The 13263-nt window shown below is 63.8% G+C and carries 14 protein-coding genes; 3 read left to right on the top strand and 11 right to left on the bottom strand.

The features are described from left to right. Positions 1-5 precede the first annotated feature (5 nt). The 7 genes from AOT83_RS22020 to AOT83_RS21990 all read right to left on the bottom strand — a co-directional run bounded on the left by AOT83_RS22020 (position 6) and on the right by AOT83_RS21990 (position 7154). Positions 6-1457: an LLM class flavin-dependent oxidoreductase gene (locus tag AOT83_RS22020; protein ID WP_030097102.1), complete on the bottom strand. Its 1452-nt coding sequence runs from the start codon at positions 1455-1457 to the stop codon at positions 6-8. A 56-nt stretch (positions 1458-1513) separates the two neighbouring features. Continuing rightward, on the bottom strand, positions 1514-2554 hold the full coding sequence (locus tag AOT83_RS22015) for an NAD(P)-dependent alcohol dehydrogenase (RefSeq protein ID WP_030097103.1): 1041 nt from the start codon (positions 2552-2554) through the stop codon (positions 1514-1516). 59 nt (positions 2555-2613) lie between these two features. Continuing rightward, a complete protein-coding gene (locus tag AOT83_RS22010) occupies positions 2614-4494 on the bottom strand; it encodes an ABC transporter ATP-binding protein/permease (protein WP_057964224.1) in 1881 nt (626 codons plus the stop codon). A 92-nt stretch (positions 4495-4586) separates the two neighbouring features. Continuing rightward, positions 4587-5063: a nitroreductase family deazaflavin-dependent oxidoreductase gene (locus AOT83_RS22005; RefSeq protein WP_057964223.1), complete on the bottom strand. Its 477-nt coding sequence runs from the start codon at positions 5061-5063 to the stop codon at positions 4587-4589. Between the two features lie 35 nt (positions 5064-5098). Continuing rightward, on the bottom strand, positions 5099-5689 hold the full coding sequence (locus AOT83_RS22000; RefSeq protein ID WP_057964222.1) for a TetR family transcriptional regulator: 591 nt from the start codon (positions 5687-5689) through the stop codon (positions 5099-5101). Between the two features lie 26 nt (positions 5690-5715). Further along, on the bottom strand, positions 5716-6585 hold the full coding sequence (locus AOT83_RS21995) for an EamA family transporter (protein WP_057964221.1): 870 nt from the start codon (positions 6583-6585) through the stop codon (positions 5716-5718). Continuing rightward, positions 6582-7154, bottom strand: a complete 573-nt coding sequence (locus AOT83_RS21990) for a TetR/AcrR family transcriptional regulator (RefSeq protein ID WP_046254320.1) — start codon at positions 7152-7154, stop codon at positions 6582-6584. Before AOT83_RS21990 ends, AOT83_RS21995 begins: the two co-directional genes overlap by 4 nt. A 36-nt stretch (positions 7155-7190) precedes the next feature. Here AOT83_RS21990 and AOT83_RS21985 point away from each other — a divergent pair, with 36 nt between their 5' ends. Continuing rightward, positions 7191-7607, top strand: coding sequence for a hypothetical protein (locus tag AOT83_RS21985; protein WP_057964220.1), 417 nt, complete (start codon positions 7191-7193; stop codon positions 7605-7607). 6 nt (positions 7608-7613) lie between these two features. On the opposite strand, the gene AOT83_RS21980 is transcribed toward AOT83_RS21985, so the two are convergent. From AOT83_RS21980 to AOT83_RS21965, 4 genes are all read right to left on the bottom strand, one after another. Next, positions 7614-8087: an SRPBCC family protein gene (locus AOT83_RS21980; RefSeq protein WP_030097110.1), complete on the bottom strand. Its 474-nt coding sequence runs from the start codon at positions 8085-8087 to the stop codon at positions 7614-7616. A 135-nt stretch (positions 8088-8222) separates the two neighbouring features. Continuing rightward, positions 8223-8735, bottom strand: a complete 513-nt coding sequence (locus AOT83_RS21975) for a nitroreductase/quinone reductase family protein (protein WP_030097111.1) — start codon at positions 8733-8735, stop codon at positions 8223-8225. Beyond that, positions 8732-9010, bottom strand: a complete 279-nt coding sequence (locus AOT83_RS21970) for a YciI family protein (protein ID WP_030097112.1) — start codon at positions 9008-9010, stop codon at positions 8732-8734. Before AOT83_RS21970 ends, AOT83_RS21975 begins: the two co-directional genes overlap by 4 nt. A 51-nt stretch (positions 9011-9061) precedes the next feature. Continuing rightward, positions 9062-10135 carry an iron-siderophore ABC transporter substrate-binding protein gene (locus tag AOT83_RS21965; RefSeq protein ID WP_232783313.1) on the bottom strand — a complete coding sequence of 358 codons (1074 nt, stop codon included), beginning with the start codon at positions 10133-10135 and terminating at the stop codon, positions 9062-9064. 170 nt (positions 10136-10305) lie between these two features. On the opposite strand from AOT83_RS21965, the gene ctaD reads away from it, so the two are divergent. After that, positions 10306-12003 (top strand): cytochrome c oxidase subunit I, encoded by a 1698-nt coding sequence (ctaD, locus tag AOT83_RS21960; protein ID WP_030097114.1) that lies wholly within the window; start codon positions 10306-10308, stop codon positions 12001-12003. 18 nt (positions 12004-12021) lie between these two features. Further along, positions 12022-13257 carry a phosphoserine phosphatase SerB gene (serB, locus tag AOT83_RS21955; RefSeq protein WP_030097115.1) on the top strand — a complete coding sequence of 412 codons (1236 nt, stop codon included), beginning with the start codon at positions 12022-12024 and terminating at the stop codon, positions 13255-13257. Positions 13258-13263: the final 6 nt, after the last annotated feature.

Genomic DNA, 13263 nt, shown 5'->3' with positions numbered 1-13263 from the left:
GAAATCTACCGCCCGCGTGTCGGAGCCGGTGCGGTGGAACCCGACGACGAGGGAACGGTCGAGGGACGGTCGATGATCGTCGAGAGCGGCCCGCCGATTCGGTACTTGGCCCCTCGGTGCTCGTCGGGGAGGCGATCACCCTTGCCCAGCAGCTTGTGGCGCAATGTCCCTGATGCGTACTCGGTTTGGTAGGCACCACGTTCGGTCAGCACCGGAACGACGTACTCGATGAAGTCCTCGAAAGTGCCGGGGGTGATCGCGTAGGCCAGATTGAAGCCGTCGACATCGGTTTCCTCCACCCATTCCTGCAGGGTGTCGGCGACTTCGGCGCCCGAGCCGACCACACGCGGTCCCATGCCACCGATTTCGCCCCACTCGGCGATATCGCGCACCTTCCACTCCCTGCCATCATCGGTGGCGGACTGGAACGCTGCGACCGCCGACAGGATCGCGTTGGAGTCCACGTTTCCGATGGGTTCGTCCAGGCCGTAACGGGCCAGATCCACGCCCATCCAGCCGGACATGAACACCAGCGCGCCCTCGGCGCTGCCGTAGCTCAGCAGCTCTCGGTGCTTAGCGTGCGCTGCTTCGGAGTTCTCGCCGGTGACCACGGTGGTGAGGTTGAAGATCTTGGCGGAGTAGGGGTCTCGCCCGGCGAGCTCCAGCTCGCGGCGGATGGTGGTGACCGTCTGGCGTAGCAGCTCTTTGGTGGGGGCCGCGGTGAACACGGCCTCGGCGTTCTCGGCGGCGAAGCGCACCCCGCGCGGTGAGGATCCCGCCTGGTAGATCACCGGGGTGCGCTGCGGCGATGGTTCCACCAGGTGCACACCGGGGACGGTGAAATGCGTTCCCTCATGGCCGATGTGGTGCACCTTGTCGGGATCGGTGAAGACACCACGCGCGGCATCGCGGACAACGGCGTCATCCTCCCAGGAGCCCTCCCAGAGCTTGTAGAGCACCTCCAGGTACTCGTCGGCGTGGTCATAGCGGGCATCGTGCGCGGGCTGGTCGGTCTGTCCCATGTTGCGCGCCGCGGCGGGCAGATACCCCGTGACCACGTTCCATCCGACCCTGCCTCCGGTGAGGTGATCGAGGGTGGATAGCCTGCGCGCGAACGGATATGGGTGTTCGAATCCGGTGCCCGTGGTGACTCCGAAGCCAAGATGTTCGGTGACAAGGGCCATCGCCGAGACCAGGAGCAGGGGATCGGCGACCGGTATCTGCGCTGCCTGGCGGATAGCGGCCTCATCGCTGGCGTCGTAGATGTCGTAGGTGCCGAGTACATCGGCGATAAACAGTCCGTCGAAGCGACCGCGTTCGAGGAGCTTGGCCAGATTCGTCCAATAGGACAGATCCTTGTACCTCCACGACTGGTCGTCGGGGTGCCGCCATAGGCCGGGGGATTGGTGCGCAACACAATTCATATCGAACGCGTTGAAACGGATGACGCGGGTCATCCCCTCAGCATCGGCACCCCGACGACATCAGTCACCGGTTGTACTCGGGATGAAACTTACAAAGTGGCGGTGTCGATCACGAACCGGTACCGCACATCGCTGGCCACGACGCGCTCGTAGGCCTCGTTGATGTAGTTGGCGTCAATGACTTCGATCTCCGAGCCGATGCCGTGCTTGGCGCAGAAGTCAAGCATCTCTTGGGTTTCCGGGATGCCGCCGATCAACGAACCGGAAATGCTGCGCCGGTTGGTCAGCAGCGGGAAGCCGGGGACCTCGATCGGGTGCTCCGGCAGACCCAATTCCACCAGGGTGCCGTCGACACCCAGCAGGCCCAGGTACTTGCCCATGTCCAGGTTCGAGGACACGGTGTTGAGAATCAGGTCGAAGCTGCTGCGCAGCGACTTGAAGGTGTCCGGGTCGGCGGTGGCGTAGTAGTGGCTGGCGCCCAAACGCAGGCCGTCTTCCATCTTCTTGAGTGACTGGCTCAGGACTGTCACCTCGGCGCCCATCGCCTTGCCGAGCTTGACGGCCATATGGCCGAGGCCGCCGAGTCCGACGACAGCGACGCGCTTGCCGGGGCCTGCGTTCCAGTGCCGCAAGGGAGAGAAGGTGGTGATGCCTGCGCACAGCAGTGGCGCGGCCGCGTCCAGCGGCAGGCTGTCCGGGATGCGCAGCACATAGTTCTCGTCGACGACGATGGCCTGGCTGTACCCACCCTGGGTCTGGGTGCCGTCACGATCCTTGGCGCCGTAGGTGCCCACCATGCCGCGCTCGCAGAACTGCTCCAGCCCGGCGAGGCAGCTCGAACACTCACGGCACGAGTTGACGAAACAGCCGACGCCGGCATGGTCGCCCGGCTTGAACTTGGTTACTTCGGAGCCGACCTCGGTGATGACGCCGGCAATCTCGTGACCGGGGACGATGGGGTAGTTGGCGCGGCCCCACTCGTCGCGGACGGTGTGGATATCGGAGTGACAGATACCGGCGAACTTGATGTCGATGAAGACATCGTGGGGCCCTACTTCGCGCCGTTCGATAGTGGTGGGAACCAGTGGGTCCTTACCGGAAACGGCGGCATAAGCCGACACGGTGACCATATATGCATCCTTTTGCGATAGTTAACATTGCTACCGATTAAAAGCCTACTCGGCCCCGCTTATTCCTGTCCGATGGGAGAGAGCGCCCAGCGACCCTCGCCCACCAGCTGCAATTTCTGATCGTGATGCTGATCGATGGTGCTGCGATGGCCGACGCTGACGAGTGTGCAGTTGGGCACCTCGGTGCGAAGGAGCCGATAGAGCGCGAATTCCAGCCCTTCGTCGAGCGAGGACGTGGACTCGTCCATGAACACGGCCTTGGGCTTAAGAAGCAGCACCCGGGCGAATGCGACACGTTGCTGCTCACCGGGGGAGAGCACCTTGATCCAGTCGGATTCTTCGTCGAGCCGGTCGGACAGATGACCAAGTGCCACCTGGTCGAGCGTTGTGCGCAGTTCCTCGTCGGTGAAGGTGCCAGCTGGTGCCGGGTAACTCACCGCCTCGCGCAGATCGCCGAGCGGGAGGTACGGCAGCTGCGAGAGGAACAACGTTTCGTGTTCGCCGCCGGGGCGAGTCCAATCGCCATCGGTGTAGGGCCACAGCCCGGCCAGCGAGCGCAGCAGCGTGGTCTTGCCTCCGCCCGAGGGCCCCTTGATCAGTAGCGCGTCGCCCGCGTCAAGACTCAGGTTCAGATCATCGATCAGACTGTCACCATTGGGTTTACGGACGTAGATGTTGTGCAGCGTGACGCCGTTCTCCTGATCGCCCGGCTCGAGCATAGGCAGCTCGCGCGACTGCGCATTCGCCTGTAACAGGCCATCCAGACGCATGACGGTGGCGCGGTAAGCCGCGAAGGTGTCGTACATGTTCCGGAAAAACGACAGATTGTCGTGAACGCTGTTGAAAGCGCCAGCAGCTTGAGTTAGGTCACCGTAGGTGATCTGGCCTGCTATGAGACGCGGGATCTGGACGATGTACGGGAACACTTGCGCGGCCTGGGTGACACTCAGATTCCAGGCGTTGAAACCCACAGTCCAGAACACAAGGTGCCAGAAGTTGGCGATGATCGACGTGAATCGCCCCTTCAGTTGCTTGGATTCGGCGCGCTCGCCGCGATAGAAGGCCACACTTTCCGCGGTGTCGCGCAGGCGCACCAGCGCATACCGGAACATGGCGTTGAGGCGTTCGTTGAGGAAATACAACCGGATGAGCGGGCGGCCCACCCGGAACGCGATGAAGGTTCCGATGAGCACGTAGACGTAGGCGAGGAAGACCATAGCTCTTGGCACCTCGACACTAAAGACATCGACGGGGCCGGATAGCTCCCACAGGATCAAGGTGAATGAGACCAACGAAATCGTGGATTTGATAGCGCCGAAGACAAGGTGTACAGCGGTGGATTGCGGGGCGTCGGGACTCGTCGACATGGACACGAAGTTGTTGATATCAGCCTGGATTCGCTGATCGGGGTTATCGATCGTGTTGTCGATGAACCGGGATCGGTAGAAGGCCCGCTTCGAGAGCCAGTCAGCGGTGATGCGGTCGGTAAGCCACACGCGCCACCGAATAATGAACGTTTGCAACAGTAAGACATCGATCTGCGCACGGATTACATGGATGGTCGCCAAGATGCAGAACATCAGCATGGCGTGCCAGAACGCCGCCTTGGCCTCGGCCATGCCTTCACCGTGGCGTGCGGTCGCCTGAACGATGTACTGGATCGAGGACGAAAAGTCATTGGAGTAGTACGAGAAGAGGACCAAGAGCCGCACACCGCATACGACGGATAACAGCAGGAGCGCCAGCAGTATCCACGCGGCCAGACGTTCGGCGCCGGTGAAAAAACCTCCACTGATGCGCCAGAACTGTTGGCCCCATTGGGTGAACCGAATGATGATGAGCGCTATAAGCAGGAAGACCGCGATTGTTAGCGGCCACACCCAGGCGATCCACTTGAGTGACTCGGCGAGCGCGTCGCCCCAGTCGATGGCTGTCTTCATCCGTACACCTTCCGAGTCCATCACTATCCAGTTGACCGCGGAGTGTACGGGCACATGCTGAGCACGTCCTGACAAGCGCCAAGAGTGAACTACTAGACGACGGGTACGAACCTCACGAACGGGATGGCGCATCCCACCGCGCGATAGTCATCGACGGAGCCGTCAACCTCAAAACCCATCACACGGCTCAGTCGCTTCGCCAACCGCGGACGCTTTATCGCGTAGTTCGCCATGATGTCGCCGCCTTCCTCGGTGGACAGCGTGGTTGCCCGCGCACCGTGAACGCGGTTACCCACCTGAATGGTCACCTCGGGTGTCTTGCGGATGTTCTTGTACCAGTCTGCGGCCGTGCCAAATCCCGACGCCGTAATGATGCTGCCGTCGTCCCTGAGCTCGACCACCTCCAGCGCGGCCTGTCGGGGCTGACCGGAAGACCGGCCCACATGAGTGACCAACATCAGTCTCTTGCTCACCAGGAATCCGAGGTGGGCCCGGAACAACGTAATTGGTAGGCGCCACAGCAGGCGCTGGAAACCGGTTGGCGGATTGGGTCTTTGGATCCTCCTCACGACACTCTCCCTTCAGATGGTGCGGTCGATTCGGCTCACTGTTCGACCAGCAGGCCTTCGAGTAGTGAAAATGCCTCGGCCGTTTCGATATTGGGATCGACTGAGTGGTGCAGCACCAGTCCGTCCATGAAAGCAATGATCAACGTCGCCATCCCGGCGGCGCGGCGCCGGGTCCAGTCGGGATGACGGATCCGTACATGATCGGCGATCTCCGCGCGTACCTCTTTGAGCTTGGCGCCCAGCGCCGACCCCAACGTGGAATCGCGGGTCGCCCCCGCGATGAGTTCAACGGCCAGATGCATCGCGTGGTCGTCACTCGCAGTCTGGGGGAGCGCATCCCGCATCGTGCGCAGGGCGGTGCGTGTATCGGGAGCATCGAGAAACATCGTCACCAATGGGCTGATCACCAGTTCACAAGTCTGGCGGGCGACGGCGCAATGCAGGCCCGGCAGTCCGCCGAAGTGGTAATGGATGACCCCGGGGTTGGTATTCGCGCGGGCGGCCACCGCTCGGGTGGTTACCGCGGGCCATCCGCCTTCGCACAACAGCTCGACCCCGGCTTGCACGAGTTGGGCACGTCGCCGGTCACCGCGCCCCAAACTAGGCCGATCGACCAAGTTGGTCATATGGCTAAATTACCACGCGCCGGAGGTTATGCGCCGGGGAGCTCGCTTGGCGGGGAGTCTCGGCGTGCAGCCACCGCCACCACGATTGCCAGGATGCCGAAAAGTTCTGGTGTGCTGGGAATCTGGTGCATGACAAGTACACCGATCGCGGTCGCGGAGAGCGGGAGAAGTGCCAGGAGTACCGCGAAGTGGCCTCGCCCCGCCCGCCGCAGGATCACCTGATCTAGCCCGTAGGGGATGACGTTGGAGAGCACGCCCATCAGGAGTCCCAGGACGAGGATGTGAACGACGGGTACCTGACCGTGGATGCCAGCGATGCCCACAGCCAGGGCCGGGGCGGTCACGATCATGGCGACCGTGAAGCCCACCGCAAGTGAGTCTGCCGGGTTGCCCTGCAGCGCAACACGTTTTCCAAGCACGATGTATCCGGCCCAGAACAACGCGGCCAGTAGTGCGAAGGCCATTCCCACCGGCTCGGCGGAAAGCTGTACATCTGCGATCAGGACCACGCCGACGAGCGCGGCCAGTACCGAGAATCCGTCTCGAAGGGACCGTGATCCGGCGGCGGCCACACCGATCGGCCCCAGAAATTCGATCGCCACCGCGGTGCCCAACGGCAGCCGGTCGATGGCCAGATAGAACGACATGTTCATCAGCGCGGTGACCACGCCAAAGCCCCCCGCCCACCACAACGCCCGGCCCCGCCAGGCCGAGCCCGCGGGCCGGGCGATGGCGAGGAACACGAGCGCCGCACCACATATCCGCAGCCAGGCCACGCTCACCGGGTCGAGCCAGCGGAACAGGCTGACTCCGGCCGCCGCCCCGATGTACAGGGAGGTGCCGCTGACGAGCATGAGTGCCGGCGCGGTGAGCCGGTGGTGCCCGGGTTCAGTCACCGCGCTGCCAAGAGCGTGCGGACCGCGTCGGCCAGATCTTCTTCGAGCCACGCGGGCAGGGCGGGCATGTGGCGGCGTACTGCGGCATACGGCAAGTCCACCACGGCCCGGGTGAGCCGGTCGCGTGAGCGCGCATCGGTGCGGCCGTAGATGGCCCGCGTCAGATCCCGCACGGAGGTGAACAGTGGCTCGTTCATCTCGTCGAGCGTGGAGCCCGCGTCGGTACCCAGGACGTCGGCACTGCGCAGGGAAAGCAGCAACCGGGCGTCCTCGGGGTATGCACGCGCGAAGGCGGGCACCGAAAGGGCTAGTGCCACGGCAATTTCAACAGGATCGGCGGAGGTGCGTAACGCATGGAGGGCGTGCTGGTGAAAGCGCTCAACCGCACGTAGCCACGTTGCCGACATGATGGCCTCGCGGTTGCCGAAGCGGTGATTGAGCGTCCCCGGTGGTGCACCCGAGGCTTCCGCTATCGCCGCAATGGTCGCGGCGCGGGGGCCGCCGTCGAGCAGCAGTGATCGCACCGCATCAAGGATGGCATCGCTGGTGTGTTTGCGTTCAGGAGCCATCTGGAATATTCGTCCTAATTCTGGTAAATCTGGAATATGGAACATCTATCCTATATTGACGAGCATGCGATTCGTATCGACGCGCCGCGGGGGCAGGTGTGGGAGAGTTTGCGGCGCTACGTGGACGCGGTCCTGCGATCCGCCGAGCGCAATCCGCTCGGCGCTGTGTTGGGTACCCGTCCGCGTGCGGGCTTCGCGGTAGACCGCATCGACCCCGAACAGCGCCTGAGTTTAACTGGGCGGCATCGTTTTTCGCGGTACAAACTAGTGTTTGAGCTCGATGACGACTGCGGCGGCACTACCCGTCTGCGCGCGCAGACGTACGCGGACTTTCCCGGGGTGCGCGGCCGGATCTACCGCGCGCTGGTGATCGGCACCCGCGGACACGTGCTGGCGACCAATCACGTGCTGCGCTCGGTGAAACGCCGCGCCGTCGATGTGGGTTCGCGTTGAACTCAGCTACGAATTCAGTTCTCGTCGTGCCGATTCCTCGGCAAGCGCCCGTTGGAAGCTCCGGACGAATCCGACCTGAGTCTTCTTGAGCTGGCGTTCCAGCAGGCCCGGCAACCGGATCTTGAGATCCAGGGAGATGTCGGCGGTCAGCCGGGATTCGGGCTCGTCGGGGATGACGGTGAACCGGCTTACGTTGTGGCGCAGGGTTCTGCTCTCCAGCAGCGTGAGCTGGCAGCCGTCGGGATACCACTCGTACTCGGTCAGGGAATCGTCGGAGATTCCGAGCGTGGAGCTCACCGTTCGCACCAGCCGTGGTGAGCCGTCGTCAAACGATTCGACGACGGTCATGGTGCTGGTGACCGGTGGCCATGTCGGCAGATGTGGCCGTAGCCAACTGTCGACGGACTCAACGTCCTTGAGTACCTCAAGGACGGTTTCCGGCCGGGCTGCGACGGTGATGTCTAAGCGTTCCTGGATCACGTTCCATCCTTCCGCGGACTGCGGGGAACGTTAGCCCAATACGAGCCTAAATGGGGGCCTTTGTGGCAAGTTGATTGTAAATTGCCAGTTCAGAACCGGTACTTAAGGTACGGATACTACCCGTAACGGATAGCTTTACGGGGTGCGCTCAAGGGTGAAAACCCTGATCTCGCGTCCGGTGCGGCCCTTGTACGCGGAGTACACCTCGAGCATCGCCTCGAAGCGCCGGTAGTAGTCGTCGCGCTCGGGGCCCTGGACAAGGGTCGCGATCACGTCGAAGGTCTGGCCGGCCAGTGTCACCTTGGCCCGCGGGTCGGCGAGCAGGTTCGTGGTCCAAGCGGGGTGCTTCTCCTGGCCGAAATTACTGCCCACCAGCGCGATTCGGTCACCATCATGCAGATAAAGCAGCGGAGAGACCCGAGGCTGGCCAGACTTGCGACCCGTCGTGGTCAGCAGCAGCGTCGACAAGCCCAGCGGGCCCAGCACGGTGTATCTGCTACCGGTGCGCTCCATAACGGCCCGGTCCAGTGGCGTCAGTTTCCGGATGGTCCACGAACCCGGTTTGGTGGCGGCGAACTTGGCCGCGACCCGCGACAGAGCACTGTCCGGATTGCCCCAGCGATTCTCAGGAAAACCCTTATCGCTCATGGGATTATCTCCGCCTTGCGGCCCGCGTTGAACCCGATTCGGGTGTATTCGGCGACCCCGGCCGTGGTGTAGGGGTCGGCGGCGATCAGGGCTTCGGCGTCCTGCGCGCTGATATCGCCGGTGACCAGCACGCCCCCGGTGCCGGCCTCGTTGCGGCCGCTGATCAGCAGGTTGCCTGCCGCGATCTCGCCATCGAGCCACTCCAGGTGTGCGGGGCGGACAGCGTCCACGACATCGAGCGGTTGGGTATAGGTCAGCTGCAGTACGTGGTACATGCCGGGAGCGTAACGCGTGCAGCGGCGGGCACGGGCCGGGCGACCGGGGATCTAGTTGATGGGTCGGTTGACGAACTGCAAGTCATCGAGAATCCCGCGCGCCGCGACAATTCCGTCCCCGGTCTGCCAGATCTCGTTGTTGACCGCGAACACCCGGTGGTCGCGGGTGGCGCCGAGCGCCATCCAGGGCTTGGTGCTGAAAATCCGGGCGGCGCGATCCTTGGCCGACGGGCTGGTGAACGAGACGTAGACGATGTCGCCCTCGGCGGCCGAGAAGTCGTCGGTGTCGATCTCGATGAAGGGGGTATCGCTAAACCGTTGGGTGGCAGGACGATCCAATCCCGCTGTGGTGAGCACCGATGCCGGGAAGTTGTTGGCCCCGTATACCCGCACCGTCTGATCGGTGAACTGGACGATAGAGGCTTGGAAGTGTGCGGTGTCGTTCTCGCGGCCCACCTTCTTGGCGGCGTCGACGAAATCCGACCACAGTTTGTCGGTCTCTGCGGTCCGGCGGGTCGCCTTACCTACCAGCCGGACGTGCTCGGCCAGATCGTGGCCCGACACGATCACGGTGGGAGCGATGGCGCTCAGGTCGAGGTAGGAATTCTGCTCCCCATTGGAGCTCAGGATGAGATCCGGCTTGGCGGCGCCGATCTTGGCCAGGTCCGGAGATGCCATCGGGCCGATCGACGGCAGGTCGTGGACCGTCGTGCCCAGGTATGACGGGGGAGAGGTCGCGCGGTCAGCCAACCCGACCCCGACGATGCGATCCTGCAGCCCGAGCGCACACAGGGTGTCGATGGCGCCGCCGTCAAGGACCACGATCCGCTTGGGGTCCTCGGGTACCTCGGTCTCGCCCTGTGCGTGCCTCACCTCGCGTGGCGCGGCCGAGTCGAGCGCCGCCGGATCCTTGGCGCAGGACTCGTCGGGCTTGCGCTCATTACCCAACACGCCCGCGCCGGCAATCCTCGTCGTACTGGTGACCACGGTGCTCGCGGTCTCGTTGGTGGGTTTCTCGGTACAGCCGGCCACCGTCGCCGCCGCCAGTGCCGCCGATATCACGGCAGCGCCCCAGAACCTCACTGTCTGCACCCGGTTGAACTTACCGCGCGGGGTCGTGAACACGCGGGTAGGACCGCGGCAGGGCCCGGTGACCACGTCCGCGCGGATGGTAATCAACCCTAAGTACGACTCTCTGTAGGACCCGCTCCGCGATCGGGGGTGGCGCGGGCTAGGATTCACCCCAGACATGCAGTCACTGGAACGACTGCGCGCTACGAGGAATCGGAGGAGCCGTGACCGCCGAAGCACCCCCCATTGGTGGATTGCAGGCCAGCCGCCCGTTCCCGCCCCGCACGGGCGCGCGGGGCACTCTGATCTATCGCTTGATCACGACCACCGATCACAAGCTGATCGGCATCATGTACCTGGTCGCGTGCTTCGCGTTCTTCCTCATCGGCGGCTTGATGGCGCTGTTCATGCGCGCCGAGCTGGCCGTGCCGGGTCTGCAGTTCCTGTCCAACGAGCAGTTCAACCAGCTGTTCACCATGCACGGCACCGTGATGCTGCTGTTCTACGCGACGCCCATCGTGTTCGGCTTCGCGAACGTGGTGCTGCCGTTGCAGATCGGCGCCCCCGACGTCGCCTTCCCGCGGTTGAACGCCTTCTCCTTCTGGCTGTTCCTGTTCGGCGCCATGATCGGTATCGCCGGCTTCATCACCCCCGGCGGCGCCGCCGACTTCGGCTGGACCGCCTACACCCCGTTGACCGACGCCATCCACTCGCCGGGTGCCGGTGCTGACCTATGGATCATGGGTCTGGCCGTCGGTGGCCTAGGCACCATCCTCGGTGCGGTCAACATGATCACCACGGTCGTCTGTATGCGCGCCCCCGGCATGACCATGTTCCGGATGCCGATCTTCACCTGGAACATCCTGGTGACCAGCGTGCTGGTGCTGCTGGCCTTCCCGCTGCTGACCGCGGCGCTGTTCGGTCTGGCGGCCGACCGCCACCTCGGCGCACACGTCTTCGATCCCGCCAACGGCGGTGTCCTGCTGTGGCAGCACCTGTTCTGGTTCTTCGGACACCCCGAGGTGTACATCATCGCGCTGCCGTTCTTCGGCATCGTCTCGGAGATCTTCCCGGTGTTCAGCCGCAAGCCGATCTTCGGTTACACCACGCTGATCTACGCGACGCTCGGTATCGCGGCGCTGTCCATCGCGGTGTGGGCGCACCACATGTATGCCACCGGCGCCGTGCTGCTGCCGTTCTTCTCCTTCATGACGTTCCTGATCGCCGTCCCGACCGGCATCAAGTTCTTCAACTGGATCGGCACCATGTGGAAGGGGCAGCTGACCTTCGAAACCCCGATGATCTTCTCGGTGGGCTTCCTGGTCACCTTCCTCTTCGGTGGTCTGACCGGCGTGCTGCTGGCCATGCCCCCTGTCGACTTCCACGTCACTGACTCGTACTTCGTGATCGCGCACTTCCACTACGTGCTCTTCGGCACCATCGTGTTCGCGACGTACGCCGGTATCTACTTCTGGTTCCCGAAGATGACCGGCCGCCTGCTCGACGAGCGCCTCGGCAAGTTCCACTTCTGGCTGACCTTCATCGGATTCCACTCCACGTTCCTGGTGCAGCACTGGCTGGGTAACCAGGGCATGCCGCGCCGTTACGCCGACTACCTGCCCACCGACGGCTTCACCTTCCTGAACTCGTTCTCGACGGTCGGTGCCTTCATCCTGGGTGCCTCGACCCTGCCGTTCCTGTGGAACGTGTTCAAGAGCTACCGGTACGGCGAGGTTGTCACGGTCGACGACCCGTGGGGCTACGGCAACTCCCTGGAGTGGGCCACCAGCTGCCCGCCGCCGCGGCACAACTTCTCCGAGCTGCCCCGAATCCGTTCGGAGCGCCCGGCATTCGAGCTGCACTACCCGCACATGTCCGAGCGCATGCGCGCTGAGGCACATGTGGGTGGCGGCCATAAATAACGGCCGCGATACGCAGCTGTGAGTGACCGCGTCACGGTTCTGATCACCGTCACCGGGGCCGATAAGCCCGGCGTCACCTCGGTGCTGATGGGGGTGCTGTCCCGCCACGGTGTCGAGCTGCTGAATGTCGAACAGGTTGTCATTCGCGGCAAGCTCACGCTCGGTGTCCTCGTCAAGGCACAGGGTCGCAGCGAAGCTGTTGAGGCGCTGCAGGACGAGCTCGAAGAGGCCATGCATACCCTCGGATTCGATGTCGACGTCGAATTCGGTGGGGACAGTTCGGTGATCAAAGATCCGTCGACGCACACCATCGTGGTGCTCGGGAGGCCGGTCACGGCGCGCGCTTTCGGCGCGGTCGCCCGCGGGCTGGCCGGACTTGGCATCAACATCGACCTCATCCGGGGTATCGCCGACTACCCGGTGACCGGCCTGGAACTGCGTGTCACCGTCCCGCAAGCTCAGCTGACCGATGTCGACCTGCACACCGCGATGGCCCAGGTGGCCGCCGACGAGCCGGTGGATATCGCCGTCGAGCACAGCAGTCTGGACCGGCGGGCCAAGCGGCTCATCGTTTTTGACGTGGATTCGACCCTTGTCCAGGGTGAGGTCATCGAGATGCTGGCCGATCGGGCCGGCGCGCGCGAGCAGGTCGCCGCGATCACCGAGGCCGCCATGCGTGGGGAACTCGACTTCGCCGAGTCGCTGCACCAGCGGGTCGCCACACTCGCCGGGCTTCCCGAGTCGGTACTCGACGATGTCGCCGACGAATTGGTGCTCACGCCGGGCGCGCGTACCACCATCCGGACTCTGCGTCGGCTGGGCTACTCCTGCGGCGTGGTGTCGGGTGGATTCCGTCAGGTGATCGAGCCGCTGGCCCATGAACTGGCCCTGGACTTCGTGGCGGCCAATGTCTTGGAGATCGTCGACGGGAAGCTCACCGGCCGGGTGATCGGGGAGGTGGTTGACCGCCCCGGCAAGGCCAAGGCATTGCGCCAATTCGCCTATGAGGCAGGTGTTCCGCTGGCGCAAACGGTGGCCGTCGGAGACGGTGCGAACGATATCGACATGCTTTCGGCGGCCGGGCTCGGCGTGGCCTTCAATGCCAAACCCGCGCTGCGGAAAGTGGCCGACGCATCGGTGAGCCAGCCGTATCTGGATGTGGTGCTCTTCATCCTCGGTATCACCCGCGCCGAGATCGAGGCGGCCGATGCCGTCGACGGTGGCGTGCGTCGCGTCGATATACCGGACGACTAGCCGCTG

The organism is Mycobacteroides sp. H001, assembly GCF_001440005.1.
Taxonomy (GTDB): Bacteria; Actinomycetota; Actinomycetes; order Mycobacteriales; family Mycobacteriaceae; genus Mycobacterium; species Mycobacterium gwanakae.
This window is presented reverse-complemented; position numbering and strand designations above follow the sequence as displayed.